17 protein-coding genes are annotated in these 17,496 nt (G+C 64.6%); 3 read left to right on the top strand and 14 right to left on the bottom strand.

Going from position 1 to position 17,496, the window contains the following annotated elements; genetic code table 11:
- Positions 1 to 45: 45 nt before the first annotated feature.
- Together WN72_RS34540 and WN72_RS34545 are read right to left on the bottom strand one after the other, a co-directional pair.
- Positions 46 to 855 (bottom strand): enoyl-CoA hydratase/isomerase family protein, encoded by an 810-nt coding sequence (locus WN72_RS34540; RefSeq protein ID WP_092216130.1) that lies wholly within the window; start codon positions 853 to 855, stop codon positions 46 to 48.
- 59 nt (positions 856 to 914) lie between these two features.
- Positions 915 to 1,781: a FadR/GntR family transcriptional regulator gene (locus WN72_RS34545; RefSeq protein WP_092216131.1), complete on the bottom strand. Its 867-nt coding sequence runs from the start codon at positions 1,779 to 1,781 to the stop codon at positions 915 to 917.
- Positions 1,782 to 1,864: 83 nt separating this feature from the next.
- Here WN72_RS34545 and WN72_RS34550 point away from each other — a divergent pair, with 83 nt between their 5' ends.
- On the top strand, positions 1,865 to 3,004 hold the full coding sequence (locus tag WN72_RS34550; RefSeq protein ID WP_092216132.1) for an acyl-CoA dehydrogenase family protein: 1,140 nt from the start codon (positions 1,865 to 1,867) through the stop codon (positions 3,002 to 3,004).
- 52 nt (positions 3,005 to 3,056) lie between these two features.
- Positions 3,057 to 4,250, top strand: coding sequence for an ABC transporter substrate-binding protein (locus WN72_RS34555; protein WP_430640368.1), 1,194 nt, complete (start codon positions 3,057 to 3,059; stop codon positions 4,248 to 4,250).
- 21 nt (positions 4,251 to 4,271) lie between these two features.
- Here WN72_RS34555 and WN72_RS34560 read toward each other — a convergent pair whose 3' ends face one another.
- From WN72_RS34560 to WN72_RS34590, 7 genes are read right to left on the bottom strand one after another with little or no spacing between them, the layout of a single operon-like run.
- Entirely contained in the window at positions 4,272 to 5,420 is a 1,149-nt protein-coding gene (locus tag WN72_RS34560; RefSeq protein WP_092216134.1) for a CaiB/BaiF CoA transferase family protein, read from the bottom strand.
- Between the two features lie 26 nt (positions 5,421 to 5,446).
- The gene (locus tag WN72_RS34565) at positions 5,447 to 6,133 is read right to left on the bottom strand and encodes a nitroreductase (RefSeq protein WP_092216135.1); all 687 of its coding nucleotides are present in this window, start codon (positions 6,131 to 6,133) and stop codon (positions 5,447 to 5,449) included.
- Entirely contained in the window at positions 6,130 to 7,170 is a 1,041-nt protein-coding gene (locus tag WN72_RS34570; protein WP_092216136.1) for a phosphotransferase family protein, read from the bottom strand. Before WN72_RS34570 ends, WN72_RS34565 begins: the two co-directional genes overlap by 4 nt.
- A gap of 5 nt (positions 7,171 to 7,175) precedes the next feature.
- On the bottom strand, positions 7,176 to 8,420 hold the full coding sequence (locus tag WN72_RS34575) for an acyl-CoA dehydrogenase family protein (RefSeq protein WP_092216137.1): 1,245 nt from the start codon (positions 8,418 to 8,420) through the stop codon (positions 7,176 to 7,178).
- 42 nt (positions 8,421 to 8,462) lie between these two features.
- The gene (locus WN72_RS34580) at positions 8,463 to 9,248 is read right to left on the bottom strand and encodes an SDR family NAD(P)-dependent oxidoreductase (protein WP_092216138.1); all 786 of its coding nucleotides are present in this window, start codon (positions 9,246 to 9,248) and stop codon (positions 8,463 to 8,465) included.
- 10 nt (positions 9,249 to 9,258) lie between these two features.
- Positions 9,259 to 10,020, bottom strand: a complete 762-nt coding sequence (locus WN72_RS34585) for an SDR family NAD(P)-dependent oxidoreductase (protein ID WP_092216139.1) — start codon at positions 10,018 to 10,020, stop codon at positions 9,259 to 9,261.
- Positions 10,017 to 11,675 carry an AMP-binding protein gene (locus WN72_RS34590; RefSeq protein ID WP_092216140.1) on the bottom strand — a complete coding sequence of 553 codons (1,659 nt, stop codon included), beginning with the start codon at positions 11,673 to 11,675 and terminating at the stop codon, positions 10,017 to 10,019. Before WN72_RS34590 ends, WN72_RS34585 begins: the two co-directional genes overlap by 4 nt.
- A gap of 183 nt (positions 11,676 to 11,858) precedes the next feature.
- Here WN72_RS34590 and WN72_RS34595 point away from each other — a divergent pair, with 183 nt between their 5' ends.
- Positions 11,859 to 12,878, top strand: coding sequence for a zinc-binding dehydrogenase (locus WN72_RS34595; protein WP_092216141.1), 1,020 nt, complete (start codon positions 11,859 to 11,861; stop codon positions 12,876 to 12,878).
- A gap of 43 nt (positions 12,879 to 12,921) precedes the next feature.
- Here the strand turns inward: WN72_RS34595 and WN72_RS34600 are convergent, their stop codons facing one another.
- Genes WN72_RS34600 through WN72_RS34620 form a run of 5 tightly spaced genes read right to left on the bottom strand, consistent with a single transcriptional unit; the run spans position 12,922 to position 17,492 of the window.
- Positions 12,922 to 14,139: an ABC transporter substrate-binding protein gene (locus WN72_RS34600; protein ID WP_084335036.1), complete on the bottom strand. Its 1,218-nt coding sequence runs from the start codon at positions 14,137 to 14,139 to the stop codon at positions 12,922 to 12,924.
- Between the two features lie 32 nt (positions 14,140 to 14,171).
- A complete protein-coding gene (locus WN72_RS34605; protein ID WP_027564628.1) occupies positions 14,172 to 14,867 on the bottom strand; it encodes an ABC transporter ATP-binding protein in 696 nt (231 codons plus the stop codon).
- Entirely contained in the window at positions 14,864 to 15,562 is a 699-nt protein-coding gene (locus tag WN72_RS34610) for an ABC transporter ATP-binding protein (protein ID WP_092216162.1), read from the bottom strand. The genes WN72_RS34605 and WN72_RS34610 overlap by 4 nt, the downstream gene beginning before the upstream one ends.
- Positions 15,535 to 16,599 (bottom strand): branched-chain amino acid ABC transporter permease, encoded by a 1,065-nt coding sequence (locus WN72_RS34615; RefSeq protein WP_194482941.1) that lies wholly within the window; start codon positions 16,597 to 16,599, stop codon positions 15,535 to 15,537. The genes WN72_RS34610 and WN72_RS34615 overlap by 28 nt, the downstream gene beginning before the upstream one ends.
- Positions 16,596 to 17,492, bottom strand: coding sequence for a branched-chain amino acid ABC transporter permease (locus tag WN72_RS34620; protein WP_051395273.1), 897 nt, complete (start codon positions 17,490 to 17,492; stop codon positions 16,596 to 16,598). Before WN72_RS34620 ends, WN72_RS34615 begins: the two co-directional genes overlap by 4 nt.
- Between the last annotated feature and the right edge of the window lie 4 nt (positions 17,493 to 17,496).

Below are 17,496 nucleotides of genomic sequence, written 5' to 3' on the forward strand. Positions count from 1 at the left end.
CCGATGTCGTCGTCCGCAGACCCTGCCACGACCATGAGGAGCGACCTAGCCCCGGCCAAATCGCGGCTTGCGCTTCTCCTTGAACGACATCGTCGCCTCCTTGTGGTCTGCGGTCTCGAACGTGACCTGCTCGAGCGCCATTGACGCCTCGAGCAGCATGTTGACGCGGTCCTTGACGATTTGATTGATCGACAGCTTGGTCCAGCGGATTGCCCAGGTCGGACCGTTGGCGAGCTCGATGGCGATTTCGCGCGCCTTGGTCAGGACCTCCACGCGCGGCACGACGTGGTTGACCAGCCCGATACGCTCGGCCTCGACGCCCTTCAGGAGCGTCCCGCGGATCAGGAATTCCTTGGCCTTGTTGATGCCGACGAGCAGCGGCCAGATCACCGTGCCGCCGTCGCCCGCGACCAGACCGACGCGCGAGACGTGCGTGTCGCCGATCCGGGCGTCGTCCGCCATCACCGTGATGTCGCACAGCAGCGCATGCGTCGCCGCAAGGCCGATGGCATCGCCATTGATGGCGGCGATGATCGGCTTGTCGAGCTCGAGCTGCCGGGTGACGCCGCGGCGGCTGATCATGGGATCGTGCACCTCGCCCTCCTCGAGGACATCGCCTCCCGGGCGCTCGGACATTGCCTTGACGTCGCCGCCGACGCTGAAGAATTCGCCGGCACCCGTCAGCACGACGACGTTGACGGCATGATCGTCGGCCAGATCGTCCCAGATCGTCCGCAGCTCACGGATGAGCTTCTGGTTGATCGCGTTGCGCGCCTGCGGGCGGTTCAACGTCACGATTGCGACCTTGTCGGCCACCTCGACCTTCAAGCATTCGTACTTGGCATACTGGGACATGACTTCCTCCGTCTATTTTTCTTGTTCACGCGCGATCTATCTCGTCGCTGGATCGTCTCTCATCGCCTCATGCCCGGCTGCATCTCCGCCAGCGCAACCTGAAGCGACATCGCGCCGGGATCCTGCTCTAGCATGCGCTGCACGGCGCCAAGATGGCTGCGCATCAGCCGCGTCGCGGATGACACGTCCCGCTCGCGCAGCGCCGCCAGGAATTTGCGGCGCCGCTCGACCAGCCCGGCCATCGCGACCCCGCTCGACGCCACCTTGGCGTAGACGAAGCGCATATGGATCTCGGTGACCGAGTCCATGATCATGGCGATCACCTTGTTGCCGCTCGCTTCTGCGAGCAGCTTGTAGAATTCCCGGGCACATTCGACCCGGTCGAGCAGCCGACCTTCGCGCGTCGCGAGCTCCGTGCGCTCGACATTAGCCTCAAGCGCCTCGAAATCGGACTGCCGCGCATTGGCGCAAGCCAGTTGGACGCCGAGATCCAGCACATGGACGCGCGCTTCCGACAATTCCCGCACCGAGATCGTCCCCAGGCTCAGCATGTCGCGCATCACGACGTTCATGCGGCTGGTATCGCCCGCCTGGACGAAGGCACCGCCCTTGACGCCCTTCTGCAGGCGAAGCACGCCCGCCATCTCGAGACTGCGCAACGCCTCGCGCAGGACATTGCGGCTGACGCCGAGCTGCTGCGCGAGGTCGCGCTCGGCCGGCAGCTTGTCTCCGGGCTTGAGAACGCCGAGCGCCAATTGCTCGCGAATGCGCGCACAGATCTCCTCGAACGCCCGCTTGGTGTGAATCGGCCGGAACGTCGGGGCGGCCGGCGCTCCGGCGGTGCGGTGATCGGACGGGCGGTCGCGCCGCGAGGCAGGGATCGGCCGCGGGCCGGAGGATGTGCGGGGGCTTGACTTGGACGACATGGGATGAATTATTAAATGGATCACCCATTCAATGGAAGCCCCTTTTTGGGGCCTCCCAACAGAAAAATCAGCGGAGGTTGTCCATGAGCTTCACCGAGGAGCAGATCGCATTTCGCGACAACGTCCGCCGAATGGCCGCCAAGCACGTGGCCCCGATCGCCGCCGAGATCGACGAGACCGACCGCTTCCCGCTCGAGCTCGTGAAGCTCTTCGGCGAGATGGGTCTGATGCAGCTCTGGGTGCCCGAGCAATATGGCGGCCCCAACGGCAACCTGACCATGGCGTGCATCGCGCGCGAGGAGATTTCCAGGATATCGCCGGCCTGCGCCTCCATCGCATGCCTCAACACCATGTTCATCATGCCCCTGCTCCATTTCGGTTCGGAGGAGCAGCGAAGGAGGTATCTGCCGATCATCGCGAAGGGTGGCGTCGTGACCGCGATCGCGATCTCCGAGCCGCAGGCCGGCTCCGATGTCACCGCCATCAACACGCGGGCCAAACGCGATGGTGACTGTTACGTCCTCAACGGGCGGAAGCAATGGTGCAGCTATGGCGTCGTTGCCGACTTCATCGTGGTGATGGCACGGACGAGCGACAGTTCGGGCGCCGACGGCATCAGCGCCTTCATCGTCGAGCCGAAGACAATGCCGGGGATCACCTTCGGCCGGCACGAGCGCAAGATGGGCTTTCGCGGCGCGCCGAACACCCCGATCTTCTTCGACAATGTCCAGGTTCCCGTCGAGAACCTCGTCGGCGAGGAGGGCAAGGGTTTTCGGGCGTCGATGCGGGCGCTCGACCTCAACCGTCCGACCATCGGCGCGCAATCCGTTGGCCTCGCACAGGGCGCGCTCGATGCCTGCGTCGCCTATGCCAAAGAGCGCAAACAGTTCAAGAAGTCGATCTCCGAATTCCAGGGCATTCAGTTCATGCTCGCCGACATGGCCATGCAGATCGAGGCGGCACGCGCCCTCGTCTATGAATGCGCGCGCGCGGGCGATGCCGGCGACTGGAAGCGCCTCAACGTGCTCGCCAGCATGGCGAAATGCGTCGGTAGCGACATGGCCATGAAGGTGACGACCGATGCCGTGCAGATCTTCGGCGGCTACGGCTACACCATGGACTATCCGGTCGAGCGCATGATGCGCGATGCGAAACTGACCCAGATCTTCGAGGGCACCAATCAAATCCAGCGCATGGTGATCGCGCGCGAGCTTCTTCGATAACAAACCAGGACAATCAGCGGGAGGACACGCCTTGAATAGAAGCTTTCGACGGATTTTGGGAGGCGTCGCAGCCTCGGCAGCGCTCGCCGCCGCGCCGGTCGTCGCTCAGAACGCCTACGGTCCGGGGGCCAGCGACACGGAAATCAAGCTCGGACAATCGACGCCGCTGAGCGGCCCCGCATCGGCGTTCGGCGCCGGCGCCGGACGCGCGGTGGTCGGCTATTTCCAGATGATCAACGAACAGGGCGGCATCAACGGCCGCAAGATCAGCTTCACGCAGCTCGACAATGCCTACAGCGCGCCAAAGGCCATCGAGCAGTCGCGCAAGCTGGTCGAGGATGTCGGCGTGCTCGCGGAGGTCGGCACCATCGGCACGGTTCCGAATGTCGCCATCCAGAAATATCTGAACTCCAAGCAGGTGCCGCAGCTGCTGATCACCGCCGGCGGGCGGCGCTTCAATGATCCGAAGAATTTCCCGTGGACCGTGCCGTTCTATCCGGACTTCGAAACGGAAGGCCGCGTTATCGCGCACTACATCCGCAACACCAGGCCGGACGCCAAAATCGGCATCCTGTTCCAGAACGACGATTTTGGCCGCGACTACATGAAGGGGTTGCGCGCCGGCCTCGGGGCAAAGGCAACGCAGATCATCGCCGAAGCCTCCTATGAGCTCGCCGATCCCACCATCGATTCCCAGGTCGTCCAGCTCAAGGCTGCGGGCGTCGATACGCTGATCGAGCAGTCCTCGGCAAAGGCGGCCGCACAATCGATCCGCAAGGTGCGCGAGCTCAACTGGAGCCCCCTGCATGTCATCGGCGGATCGACGGCATCGGTCGAAACCGTGCTGCGTCCTGCAGGGCTCGAAGCTTCGAAGGGCCTCGTGACCACGCTGTTCCTGAAGCAGCCCGGCGATCCCGCCTGGGCGGACGATGCCGAAGTGAAGGCCTATCACGACTTCCTGAAGAAGTACGCGCCGTCAGCCAATCCGGACGATTACTCGGTGCTCGTCGCCTACATGAATGTGAACGCGCTCACGACGGTGCTGAAGAAATGCGGTGACCAGCTCACGCGCGACAACCTGATCCGTCAGGCCACCTCCCTCCATGGCGAGCGGATGCCGCTGATGCTCCCAGGCATCTCGATCAGCACGTCGCCCGGGGATTACACGCCCTTCAGGGTGCTGCGCATCGCCACATTCGACGGCACGAGCTGGACGCTGTCGGGTGATCCGGTATCGGCGGACTAGATCGAGGTTGATGTCACCGCGTCATTCCACGATGGCGCGGACCGACTCCAGCACCGCGATCTGCTCCGGCGAAACGCCCCAGTCCGCGAGCGCCTGCCGGGTATCGCGCCCCGGCGGCGGTGGCGGTGTGTGAAGCGCAGACGGTGTGCGCGAGAATCGCGGCGCGGGGCTCGGGTGTCGAACCCCATCGAACATGGCGTAGGCGCCACGCGCCTGCATCTGGGGATGTGCGGGCGCCTCGTCGATGGTCAAGACCGGCGCAAGGCAGGCGTCGCGCCCCATCGCAGCAGCAACCCATTCGTCGCGCGTACGCCCGGCGAAAATCTCTGCGAAGCGCCGGCGCATCTGCCGCCAGGAGGCGCGATCGTTCTGGTCGGGCAATTCGGCAGCCCTGAGCCCCATCACGTCGAGCAGATTGGCGTAAAAGTGCGGCTCGATCGCTCCGACAGCAATGAACTTGCCGTCGCTTGTCGCGTAGCTGCCGTAGAACGGTGCGCCGCCGTCGACGATGTTGTCGGCGCGCCGCTCAGTCCAGCTGCCCTGCTGGCGGAACGCCTGGAACGCCGACACCAGATGCGTCACGCCGTCGATCATGGCGACGTCGATGGTCTGTCCTTTGCCCGATTGCCGCGCCTCCATGGCCGCAGCAAGCAGGCCGACGGTGAGATAAAGCGCGCCGCCTCCGAGGTCCGCAACGAGATTGAGCGGAGGCGGCGGCGGGCGACCCGCCTCTCCCAGGCAATGCAGCGCGCCGGTCAGTGCGAGATAGTTGATGTCATGCCCCGCCTCCTGCCCCATCGGCCCTTGCTGCCCCCAGCCGGTCATGCGTGCATAGACCAGACGCGGGTTCGCGGCATGGCAGGCGTCGGGCCCAAGCCCAAGCCGTTCCATCACCGCGGGCCTGAAGCCCTCGATCAGCGCATCGGCCTGCGCAACCAGCTGCAGCACTGTTGCGACGGCCTGCGGCTGCTTGAGATCCAGCGCGACCGAGCGCTTGTTGCGGTTGTAAAAATCGAACCGCGCCGGCAGGTCCGGTTCGACGCCCGGCCGGGGAACGCGATCGATCCGCAGCACGTCTGCACCGAGATCGCCGAGCAGCGCGCCGGCAAAGGGCGCCGGGCCGATCCCGCCCATCTCGACGATGCGAAAGCCCTCCAACGGTCCGGTCAAGGTGACATCTCCTCTGATGGGAAATCTCAGCGGTGGAAGCGCACGACGTCATCGATCGGGGCCCGATCGACGCGCGCCGTATTGGCCTTGACGTCGACATCCTCATAGCCGAACGAGACACCGAACAGCAGTTTCTGATGGCCGGGAATTCCAAGCTGCTCGCGAACGATGTCCGGAAACAATCCGAGTGCGCCCTGCGCGCAGGAGGCGATGCCGCGGGCGATGAACGCGAGCATCAGGGTTTGCGCGTACATGCCGATATCGGCGGCCTCGCGCGTATCGAACGGCTCGGGCATGAAGATGAAGACGGCGTGGGGCGCATCGAAGAAGGCGTGGTTGCGGATATAGGCCAGCTTGCGCCCGACCGCGTCGGTTCGCACTACACCCATCGCGCCATAAAGCGCCTGCGCGGCACCGACCTGCCGTTCGCGATAGATTCCCGTGAACTTGCCGTCGGCCGGCCAGTCCGGCTTGATCGGCTCGTCGCGCATTCCCGCCGCAACGAGCGCGTCGCGAAGCTGCTTGAGCCTGTCTCCCGACACCACGTGAGGGACCCACGGCTGCACGTTGCAGTTCGATGGCGACCATTGCGCCAGCGCGAAGACCTCGCGAAGGACCGCGTTCGGCACCTCGCGGGATAAGAAGCCGCGCACGGAACGCCGCTGGCGGATCGCTTCATCGACGCTCATCGACGGTCGTTCCAGCATGCTCATGACTCGCTCTCGATCAGGGCCAAGCCCCGCGTCGCGTAGGCGCGGGCGAGCCGTCGTCCGACATTGGCGGCATCGGGCAGGACGTTGTTGCCGAGATCGCCGCGGGCCGCTACGCCGGCACTTCCGACCGCACCGCGGAACATGGCAAAGACCTGGTGGAAGACCGTCAGGCGCTCGGTCGCACCGGACAGCTGGTAATAGAGTTCGAGGTAATCCTGCTCGCGCGGGATGCCCATGTCGTCGAGTGGCAGACCGAGCAATCCGCCATTCTCGTCCGACGCCATGCGCCAGGCCTGGCTGTTGAAGGCGAGATCGACAAGCGGGTGGCCCAAGGTCGACAATTCCCAATCCAGGACGCCGACCACACGTGGCTCGGTCGGATGAAACACCAGATTGGCCATGCGGAAATCGCCATGGCACAGCGCCAGGCGTTCGCTTTCCGGCACACGCTCGGCGAGCCAGCGCACCATGCTGTCGAGCGCGGGGTTGTCGTCGTCGCCACGGCGGTACTCGGTCCACAGCTTCGACCAGCGGCTGAGCTGGCGGGCGAAATAATTTCCGGGCTTGCCGAAGTCAGCGAGCCCGACCGCCCGGAAGTCGAGCTTGTGGATCGCGGCCAGCGCAGCACACATTGAGCGATAGCATGCGATGCGCTCGTCGCGTCCGAAGCCGGGCAGCGCGTAGTCGTAGACCACGCGTCCCTCCAGCCATTCCATGAGGTAGAAGGGCGTCCCGAGGACGTCGCGGTCCTCACAGTACCGATACGGTTTCGGCGTCGGGGCGGCATTGTCCTGAAGCGCGGTCAACACGCGATATTCGCGATCAATGGCATGGGCCGACGGCATCAGCACATTGTTCGGCTGTTTGCGCAGGACCGCACGCCAATCGCCGCGCATCACGAAATAGGTGGGGTTCGACATTCCCCCACTGGTTCGCGTCACGCGGGTCGCTGAGCTTCCACCCAGCCAATCCTTCAAATAGCCATCGAGCCGACGAAGGTCGAAATCCAGATCGCCATCGCTCGCCTGCCCGTTCATCGCAATCAGCTCGCGCTCTTGCCGCTGAAGCCGAACAGATACTGCGCCACGCGCCGCATCTGCACCTCCTCCGTTCCCTCCGTGATGCGGTAACGGCGGTGGTGCCGATAGATGTGTTCGAAAGGCATGGCGCGGCTATAGCCCATGCCGCCATGCACCTGCATCGCACGGTCCGCGGCCTCGCAACACAACCGGTTGGCACGGAAGTTACAGATCGAGACCATATCGCTGATCTCAAGCGGGTTCCGGCGATCCATCTGCCACGCCGTGCGGAAGATGAAGTTGCGCAGCATCTGATAGTCCGCCCAGAGCTCGACGAGCGGAAACTGAACGGCCTGCTTCTTGGCTAGCGGCTCGCCGAACGCGACGCGCGATTTGGCGTACTTGACCGCCTCCTGGATGCAATAGCGCGCCGCGCCGGCGCTGGCGGCGGCCTGACGGATGCGGTTCTCATGCACAAAACGCTGCGCGACGACGAGCCCCTCGCCCTCCCTGTGCAGAATCGCGCTTTCCGGCACGCGCACATTGACGAGCTCGGTTTCCGCGTGATCGCTCGGCATGTTGAAGGTCCAGTGATTGTAGAGCACGTTGTGGCCGGGCGTGTTGGTCGGCACGACGAAGGCCGTAATGCCCTTGGCCTCGCCTGGCTTGCCCGAGGTGCGGGCGAACACCAGATTGGCATGGGCGCGCGCGACCTGGCTGTTCCAGCGCTTGCGGCCGTTGATGACCCAATGGTTTCCGTCGCGCACGCCGGTGGTCTCGAGCCATGTCGCGTCGCTGCCGTGCCCCGGCTCGGTCAGGCCGAACGACAGATGCTTCTTCCCTGTGATGATGCCTTCGATGTAGGTCTTCTGCTCTTCGGTCCCATAGTCGGCCAGCGCCGGGATGATCGGAAAATTGCCGACGATCGACGACTCGTCCTGCAAGTCGTTGTGCAGACCCAGCCCCTTGGCCGCCAGATGCTCGCGGATCGCGGCGATCGCGAGATTCGAGGCACCTTGCCCGCCGCATGATTTAGGCAGGCCGTAGCGCAGATGCCCCGCCTTGTCGGCGCGGCGCTCCATTTCGGTGATCAGCGCCCGCCATTCATCACGGGGACGGCCGTCATTGTCCCAGTCGGTCCGCGCGTTCTCACGGCGGTGATCGAAGAACTTGATATTGTCCCGTTCGAGCGGCTTGATCTCCGCCTCGATGAACGCGTCAAGCTCGGCGAGCTTGTCGGTGATCTCCTTCGGGAGCTCGAAATCCACGGCGCCTCTCCTGTCTCTGTTCTTGTTGGGCCGCCCAATCCGCTAGAGCGCGATCCGGCCATGGGGATGGGTGCTGCTGACACCGCCATCGACGGACAGCAACTGGCCGTCGACATATGAAGAGTCGTCACTCGCCAGGAACGCCGCGGCGGCCGCGATTTCCTCGGAGCGGCCCGGCCGCTTCAGCGGTGTGACGTGGCCGAGCTTGGATTCGATGCCTCGTGCGCGTGCGTCCTCGAAGACCTTGCGGGTCAGCTGGGTCTCGACGAGGCCTGGCAACACTGCATTGACCCGCACGCCCGTGCCGGCAAAGGCATTCGCCGCCGTCTGCGCCAGATTGTTCACCGCCGCCTTGCTTGCGCTATAGGAGATCGCGCCGGCATTGGCGCGGAGCGAGGCCGCGGACGAGGTCAGTATTATCGAACCATAGCCCTGCGCGGTCATATGGCGTCCCGCATATTTGATGGCGAGGAAGCAGCTGATCGTGTTGATGCGGTAGACCTCGGACCATTCCTCCACCGTCTGCTCCAGCAACGGCGTATTGGTCCCGGTAACCCCGATATTGGCGAAGAAGATCTCCAGCCCACCGAACTCCGAGATGCAGCGCGACACGATTGCGGCCACATTCTCCTCAACCGCGGCATCCGTGATCATGGCGGATGCGATGCCGCCCTCGCCCCGGATCGCCGACGCGGTCTCCTCGGCATTGCCGGCCCGGCCGACCACCAGGACGGATGCACCTTCGCGCGCGAAGCGGATGGCGCTGGCGCGGCCGATCCCGCTTCCACCGCCAGTGATGACCGCGCGCTTGCCTTCGAGCCGCTTCATGCGCCTTCTCCTATTTTGCAGGAACGGTCCAACCGCCGTCGGCGGTGATGACCGCGCCCTGGATGTAGCTGGCATCGTCGCTCGCAAGGAAGGCGGCGAGCGAAGCGATCTCCTCGGGCTGGCCAAAGCGCCCCGCCGGCATCTCGGCCTGACGTGCCGCAATCGTCGCCTCGTCGAACTGCGCGATCGAGGCCGGCGTTCCGATCATCCCTGGCGCGATCACGTTGACGCGGATCTTCCTGGCGGAAAGCTCGATAGCGGAAGCCCGCGAGAGGCCGACGACGCCGGCCTTCAGCGCGGAATAGGCGATCGAATCCTTGGCCGGATGAAACGCCGACACCGAGCTGAGATTCACGATCGCACCGCCGCCGCGCCGCTCCATTTGCGGCACCACCGCCTGCGTCGCCCAGATCAGGCCATGCACGCCGACGGCGAACATCCGCTCCACCGTGTCGACAGCGATCTCCGCCAGCGGCTCGAAGCGCGCGAACACGGCGTTGTTGACGAGCACCGCGACCGGCGCATCGAATTCGCGCTCGACGCGGGCAAACAGCGCATGAACGTCATCGCGACGGCCGACATCGACCTCGTATCCCCTGGTCTCGAACCCCATGTCCGTCAGCCGGCTGACCGCGGGCTCCAGCCGCTTTGCGCTGATATCGACACAGGCGAGGCGGCCACCCTCGCGGCCGAAGCGCTCGGCAATGGAAAAGCCGATGCCGCGCGCCGCGCCCGTGACGACGCAGACCCGATCCTTGAGACGGGCACTCATGCGCTGGCCTTGCGAGACGGCTCGGCGAACGCCTTGGCAATCTCGCGGAGCTGATATTTCTGCACCTTGCCGGCCGGCGTCTTCGGCAGGTCGGCAACGATTTCAAGACGCTCGGGCCAATATTGCTTGGCGACCTTGTGCTCGGCCATGTGGGCCTGCACGGCGGCGAGATCGAGCGTCGTGCCGGGACGCAGTACGACGAAGGCGCAAGCCCGCTCTCCCAGCCGCGGGTCCGGATAGCCGACGATCGCCACGGACAGCACGGCGGGAAGCTTGAACATCAGGTTTTCAATGTCGAAGACGGGAACGTTTTCCCCGCCGCGAATGATGATGTCCTTGATCCGGCCGTCGATGCGGATGTAGCCCTCGTCGTCCATATAGGCCATGTCGCCGGTATCGAACCAGCCCTCGGCATCGAACGGCTCCATGTCCTCGCGCTTGTAGTAGCCGAGGAACATCTGCGCGCCGCGGACCTTGAGCAGACCGCGCTCGCCGGCCGCGGCCGGAGAGCCGTCCATGCGCAAGACCTTCACCGCGACGCCCTCGACCGGACGTCCGTCGGTCTTGGAGGATTTTTCCAGCGCACGCTCCGGCTCGGTCAACGTGCTCGCGAGCGACTCGGTCATGCCCCAGAGCGAACAGACCTTGAGATCGAGCTCCCGATAGGCGCGATCGATCAGCGCAGGCGGGATCGGGGCGCCCGCGCAAAGGAACTTGCGCAGCTCGGCAGGCTTCGCCGCGCCAGCCGCAACGGCCTCGCACATGTCGGCCAGGAACGTCGCCGCGCCGGCGGAATAAGTGACGCCCTCCTTGGCCATGATCGAGACGCCGCGCTTCGGCTCCCAGATGTCCTGGAAGATCACGGTCGCACCGATCTTCAAGCCGAGCAGCATGCCGGCGGCAAAGCCGGTCATGTGGCCGAGCGGCGAGCAGACCAGCATGGTATCGCCGGCGTCGAGGCCGAAGCGCCCGGCAAGTCCGATGCAGCAGCCCATCAGCGTGTTGAGGCAGTGCATGACGCCCTTCGGCGAGCCGGTCGTTCCCGACGTGAACATCAGCACGGCCATCCGGTCCGCGGGCAGCGCGCCGATCTCACCGACCGGCGGCGGGCCAAGGCGTTCGCTGCCGGACAACAAGGCCTGCTCGAAGCCATTGGGCCCCTCGCCGTCGACGACGATGACATGCGCAAGCTTGGGCAAGGCCGGCTGCAGCGAGCGCGCCATCGCTTCATGATCGAACCCGCGGAACAGCCTGGGCACGACCAGCAGCTTTGTCTCGGCAAAGCCCAGCATGTAGCTGAGCTCGTGCTCGCGAAAGATCGGCATCAGGGGATTGACCACGGCGCCGACGCGGAACGCCGCCAGCGCGATCACCGCGAATTCCCACCAGTTCGGCAACTGGACCGACACGACATTCCCCGGGCCGATGCCAAGACGACGTAGCGCCGCCGCCGCACGCGAGATCATGTCACCCAGCTCAGCGTAAGTCAGACGCTTCGGCGCGTCGCGATCGGCGCGATCCGCCATCAACGCGAGCTTGCTGGGCGTGGCGGCGATCGCTTGCTGCAGGAACTCGTCAAAGCTCTTGTCGACCCAGAAACCGCTGACACGCATCGCGCGCGCATGCGTCACGGGATCGAAACGGCTTTCGCTCATGACGTTGCCTCCATGACGATTGATCGATGCACTTGACGGAATATTAGTTCGCTAGTGTATTATATTTAAAGTGAACTGCAACATCAAATTCGGCCGCACACTCATCGGCAGCGGGCACGGCGCTCGACTTTTCGTGAGCTAGTGCATTAGTTCGGCGACGCGACCGGAAGCAGGGAGGCGGCCATGAAGGCGGCAGTGCTGGAACGACGCGGACTGGACGGCGTGACCTGGCGCGATTTCCCCGACCCGACACCGGCTGCGGGCGAGTCGGTGCTCAAGGTGGCCGCATCCTCGGTCAATCGCGTCGATCTCTACATGCGCGACAATGGCGGCGGCATCACCCACACATTGCCGCAGGTGATGGGGGTCGAGGCCGCCGGGGAGATCGTCGATGCCGCGCCCGGCAGCGGCTTGAAGCCGGGCATGAAGGCGGTGCTTTTCTCCGAGGCGTTTTGCGGCAGGTGCCGATACTGCCTGGCCGGCGACCAGCCGCTTTGCCAGAACGTCAAGATCATGGGCGAGCATCGCAACGGCGGCTTCGCCGACTACATTGCGATGCCCAGCGCTTGCTTCTTTCCCCTGCCCGATGATGCTGATCTGGTGGCGGCGGGCGCCCTGATGACGGGCCATCTCACGGCCTGGCGGATGCTGTTCGGCAAGCGCGCCTTGCAGCCCAGCGAAAGCGTCATGATCGTGGGCATCGGTGGCGGCGTCGCGGTGGCCTGCCTGCAACTTGCAAAGCTCGTGGGCGCCCGCGTCTTCGTCACCTCTTCCAGCGACGCCAAGATCGCCAGGGCCCTCGCGATGGGCGCGGATGGCGGCGTCAACTATCGGAGCGACAAGGTGTCGGCCGCCGTCCAGCAGATGAGCGGCGGCGGTGTCGACATGGTGATCGACAGCGTCGGCGAAGCGAGCTGGGGTGAATCGCTGCGTTCCTTGCGTCGTGGCGGCCGGCTGGTCACCTGCGGTGCCACGACTGGCTCGAACCCACCAGCCGATCTGCAGCGAGTCTTCATCCGCCAGCTCGAGATCTATGGCTCGACGGGCGGCAGCATCGCGGAGTTCCGCCAGTTGCTCGATGTGTTCAATCGCGGCCTGGTATGGCCGGTGATCGACTCGTCGTTCCGGATGGCAGACGCTCCTGCGGCGCTTGCCCATCTCGCCTCCGGGGCGCAGTTTGGCAAAGTGTCGCTCGTGGCGTAGGTTTCGGCGCCACGAGCGACCTAAGATCAACAGCGTCGGTGCATCACATCTTGCAGGCAGGATCGACGGGCGGGATGATGTCCTGTCCCGGCTCGATTTTCTTGATCTGGTACATCGGTTTGCCCTCCGGACCCATCACGATCTGGCTGATCGCCATCCGCCGCGCAACCTGATGGTCAGCTGCACGGATCTCGACATCGCCGAGGACCGTTTCGGCTTTGAGGCCGGACAGCGCGGCGCGAACCGCGTTGATGTCGGTCGAGTTCGCCTTCTGAAGCCCAGCGGCAATCAGCTGAATGGCCGCGTATTGATCGGCGCTGGTGTAAGGCGGGAGCTCGCCGTTGTATTTTTCCTTATATGCCTTCACGAAGGCTTCGGCCTGCGCGCCGGGGAAGCCGGCCACGAACCCGATATTCTGATAGACGCCGAGCACGGTCTCGCCCTGCGCCGGCAGTGTCTGCGGGATCACGAACGAGTTGCCCAGCACCATCTTGTACTTCTTGAACAACCCGAACTGCTGCTGCTGCTTGGCGAGATTGATCGCGTCACTGCCGAAGATCGTCACGAACAGCCCGTCGGCCGGTTCGGCTCCCAGCTCCGAAATCTTGGCGCCGAAATCCGGCGTCCCGTTTGGCGAGAACAAGGTTTTTCCGATCGTTCCGCCCTGCGAGGTCACCAGCGCCTTGAACTTGTCCGCGGAGTCGCGTCCGGCGGCATAGTCGACCGCGATGATGTCCCATTTCTTGATGCCCTGATCTTTCAGGAATTCCCTGAACGTCCCCATGATCATGGAGTCGTTGGCATTGACCCGAAAGTAGTTCGGCGAGCAGTTCTTTCCGGTCAGTCCGTCGGCATTGGCCATCACCTCCAGCATCAAGGCCTTCAGCGCCGGAAGCTTGGCCTGAAGCGCAGGCGTGACAGCGGAGGTATCCATGCCGGTGATGAACATTGCCCCCTCCTTCTGGACGGCGCGGGTGGCACCGTCCACCGCGGTATCGGGCGTGCCGGGATAGGAGATGAAGGTCGCCTCCAGCTTCTTGCCCGCCGCGCCGCCGGCGCCGTTGATCTGCTCGATCGCGAGGTTGACGGCCTTGACCTGGGTGTCCTTCAGGCCGGCGAGCGGTCCGCTATCGATCAGGAGAACGCCGATCTTCACCGTGTCCTCGGCCGAGGCTGCGGTCGCGACGGCAACGGCCATCGTTGCGCCAATGGTCGCCGCGCGCAGCATGCCGAAAGCCAGCCGCATGGATGATTTTTTCATGTTCCTCCCTCCTCCGTTATCTCGACGTTGCGCTAGAGCGCCATGAGCGCCTGGTTCTCCGGCTTGCCGATGGCGCCGATCGTGCCCGAACCGACAACCTCGCCCTTTGCCAGGATGACGAACCGATCGGTGGCGCGCTTGACGAGGCTGAGGTGCTGTTCGACGACCAGCACGCCGGTGCCGGCGCCGCGGATCTTGTTGAGCGTGTCGACCAGTCCATCGATCAGAACGGGCGAAAGGCCTTCAGAGGGCTCATCGAGCAGAATGAGGCTCGGATTGGCCATCAAGGCACGACCGATCGCCAGCATTTGCTGCTGGCCGCCGCTCAACATCGTGCCCAGCCGGTCGGCGCGCTCCTCGAGCACCGGAAATAGCTCGTAGATGGTCTTCAGCGTCCAGTGCCCTGCCCTGCCGGTCGATCGACCTAGCAGCAGGTTCTCCTTCACGGTCAGGTTCGGAAGGACGCGCCGTCCTTGCGGTGCGATCGCCACACCGAGCTTGGCAGCCGTATAGCCTGGCAGCGCATCGATCCGGCGGTCGCGAACCCAGATCTCGCCCGACAAGATATTTGTTTCGCGAAAGACCGACAGCAGCAGCGTCGACTTGCCGGCGCCGTTGCGGCCGACCAACGCCACCGACTCGCCCTCTTCGACCGTCAGGTCGATGCCGCGCAGCACGGTCGAGGCGCCATAGCCGGCGAACAGCGAGTGGATCCGCAGCGCGCTCATGCCGCGGTCCCCAGATACGCCGCGATGACGCGATGGTCGGCGCGGATAGCTTCAGGCGTTCCCGTGGCAAGGTGCCGTCCGAGATCGAGCACGGTGACCATGCCGCAGCAGGCGAACACCGCGTCGACATCGTGCTCGACCACGACGGCCGCGATCCTGCGCTCGCGAACGAGATCGCGTACATGCTCGAACAGGCGCAACGTCTCCGTGGCCGAGAGACCGGCTCCCGGCTCGTCCATCAGGAGAAGGCGCGGACGCCCGATCAGGGCCAGCGCGACGTCGACCCGCCGCTGCACCCCATAGGCGATGCGCCCGGCCTTCTGGTCGAGATAGCCGCCGAGATCCATGACCTCGACGACGTCATCCACCCTGTCGTCGCCGAGATGTTGTGCAACGAGTTGCAGCTGCTCGTGCACGGTCAGGTCCTGGAAGATACTGGTGCGCTGGAACGATCGCGCCATGCCTTGCCGGCGGCGCCAGCTGATCGAACGCCGCGTGATGTCTTCGCCACAATAGCGAACTCGGCCGGAGGTCGGACGCCGTCGGCCGCAGATCGCATCAAGCAAGGTGGACTTGCCGGCGCCATTCGGACCAATGATGCCGTGAAGCAGGCCATCGCCACGGATATCGAGATCGACATCGGTCAAAGCCCGCACCGAGCCATAGCTCACCGACAGCTTTTCGATCGCGAGCATGTCAGGATGCCTCCCGCCGCCAGCCGAGCCGCTTCAACAGGCCCGACAGCCCGCCGACGACACCACGCGGGAACACGACAATGAACACGACGATCGCAACACCGGTCAGAAGCTGCGTGAGCCCCGCGCGCGCCAAACTCGTCCTGCGCAAAGGAGAAGATCAGCCCGCCGAGAATCGGGCCGAGCGAACCGGAGATGCCGCCGATCAGCGCGGCCACCAGCGTATTGGTGCTGACGAACAGCCCCAGGCTCTCCGGCGAGACGAAACCGGCATTGAGCACATGCAGGAATCCAGCGATCGCAGCCGCGATGTTGACGACCACATACCCGATCAGCCTTGGCAGGAAGGTATTGAAGCCCGAGAAGCGCATGCGCTCCTCGTTCTCCCTGATGGCGCGAAGCACCGCGCCGAGACGGGAACGTGCGATGGCCCAGAATGCCAGTCCGACCAGGACGGTGACGACCCAGGCCAGCGACCAGAATTGCGCGGGATCGGCAAAGCGAACCGCGTCGATGCCGAGGACGGTTCCGGTGGTCCGCACAACCAGTCCGTCTGCGCCGCCGGTATAATCGCGCAGTCCCTCGAGCAGAACGGCATGACTGATCATTTCGCCGGCGGCGAGCGTCAACATCATGAAGGCGAGCGGATTGGTCCTGACGATCAATGCGCCGAGCATGGCGGAATAGGCAAGAAGGATCAGGAACGCGACGCATAGCGCGGCAGTCGGCGTCAAGCCCCAATCGCTCATGCCGATCGCAAACAGATATCCGGCGCCGCCATAGATACTGGCCGCGCCGAGCGCAACGAGGCCGGCCTGGTTCATCAGGAAAGCGACGCTGAGCGCGAGCAAGCCCAGCAGGAGGCCTTCGCTGCCAAGCCGAAGCATGAAATCGCTGGCGAAATAGGTCGGGACGACGGCACCGGCGCCAAGCCCGATCAGGCCGACCACAATGCCGAGCGAAACCCGCGGCAACGCGCCGCCGCCCGTCGCCGTCGCAGATGCATGCAGGTCGTCGGTCATCGTGCCGTTGCTCAACTCAGCACCCTCCCGCGTCCGATCCCGCCCGGCGCGATCAGCAGCACGACCATCAGCAGGATGTAGGGCACCAGCGCCGCAAGGTTTGGCAGAAACACCGACCCCGCGACCTGAACGAAGCCGAACAGCAGAGCTGCAATGATTGCACCGCCGATGCTGCCGGTGCCGCCGATCACGACAATGATCAGGCAGTTCACGATCATCACGACGTCCATTCCCGGATCGACCGACAAATAGGGTCCGGCCAGCACACCCGCGATGCCGGCGAACGCCGTGCTGAGGCTGGTCACAAGCAGGCTCAGGCGGTCGGCGTTGATGCCCATCATGCGCGCGACCGACGGATCCTGACTGACTGCGCGGACATACAGCCCCGACGCCGTCCATCGCAGCCACAAGGCGAGCAGCGCGCAGGACCCGAGCCCCGTCACGATCAGGAAGAGACGATAGACCGGATAGGACAGGTGCAGGATGGTCACGGAGCCGGACAGGATTTTCGGCGCATCGACGCTGCGCGCCTCTCCGCCGTAGAAGTAGATGATGATCTGGCCGAGGATGATGCCCAGGCCCAAGGTGACCAGCGCGACTTCGATATGCGAGCGTCGCTGCAGCGGCCGCAGCGCCAGATACTCGAAGGCTATTCCGACAATCGCCAGCAGGATTGGAACGAGCAGCAGCGCCAGCCAGAATCCGCCGACGAGGGCAATCGTGTAGCCGAGATAGGCGCCGAGCATGTAGATCGCGCCGTGGCCGAAATTGATGACGTCGCGCAGGCCGTAGATCAAGGCGAGTCCGCTCGACAGCATGATCAGCAGTGACGCAAGCGCCAGCGAATTCGCGATCAGCAGCGCGATCATGGCCGCGGTCTCCTGCCCGGGTGCATTCCGCGACGGCATGCGG

Origin of the sequence: Bradyrhizobium arachidis (assembly GCF_015291705.1) — a bacterium.
In the GTDB taxonomy this organism is placed as follows: domain Bacteria; phylum Pseudomonadota; class Alphaproteobacteria; order Rhizobiales; family Xanthobacteraceae; genus Bradyrhizobium; species Bradyrhizobium arachidis.

What these genes read in the sequence shown, in the direction of transcription:
- WN72_RS34540 (WP_092216130.1), bottom strand. Translation starts at nt 855, where the DNA reads ATGTCCCAGTATGCCAAGTACGAATGCTTGAAGGTCGAGGTGGCCGAC.
- WN72_RS34580 (WP_092216138.1), bottom strand. Translation starts at nt 9,248, where the DNA reads ATGAAGCGGCTCGAAGGCAAGCGCGCGGTCATCACTGGCGGTGGAAGC.
- WN72_RS34565 (WP_092216135.1), bottom strand. Translation starts at nt 6,133, where the DNA reads ATGAGCATGCTGGAACGACCGTCGATGAGCGTCGATGAAGCGATCCGC.
- WN72_RS34600 (WP_084335036.1), bottom strand. Translation starts at nt 14,139, where the DNA reads ATGAAAAAATCATCCATGCGGCTGGCTTTCGGCATGCTGCGCGCGGCG.
- WN72_RS34585 (WP_092216139.1), bottom strand. Translation starts at nt 10,020, where the DNA reads ATGAGTGCCCGTCTCAAGGATCGGGTCTGCGTCGTCACGGGCGCGGCG.
- WN72_RS34570 (WP_092216136.1), bottom strand. Translation starts at nt 7,170, where the DNA reads ATGAACGGGCAGGCGAGCGATGGCGATCTGGATTTCGACCTTCGTCGG.
- WN72_RS34595 (WP_092216141.1), top strand. Translation starts at nt 11,859, where the DNA reads ATGAAGGCGGCAGTGCTGGAACGACGCGGACTGGACGGCGTGACCTGG.
- WN72_RS34545 (WP_092216131.1), bottom strand. Translation starts at nt 1,781, where the DNA reads ATGTCGTCCAAGTCAAGCCCCCGCACATCCTCCGGCCCGCGGCCGATC.
- WN72_RS34605 (WP_027564628.1), bottom strand. Translation starts at nt 14,867, where the DNA reads ATGAGCGCGCTGCGGATCCACTCGCTGTTCGCCGGCTATGGCGCCTCG.
- WN72_RS34590 (WP_092216140.1), bottom strand. Translation starts at nt 11,675, where the DNA reads ATGAGCGAAAGCCGTTTCGATCCCGTGACGCATGCGCGCGCGATGCGT.
- WN72_RS34620 (WP_051395273.1), bottom strand. Translation starts at nt 17,492, where the DNA reads ATGCCGTCGCGGAATGCACCCGGGCAGGAGACCGCGGCCATGATCGCG.
- WN72_RS34550 (WP_092216132.1), top strand. Translation starts at nt 1,865, where the DNA reads ATGAGCTTCACCGAGGAGCAGATCGCATTTCGCGACAACGTCCGCCGA.
- WN72_RS34610 (WP_092216162.1), bottom strand. Translation starts at nt 15,562, where the DNA reads ATGCTCGCGATCGAAAAGCTGTCGGTGAGCTATGGCTCGGTGCGGGCT.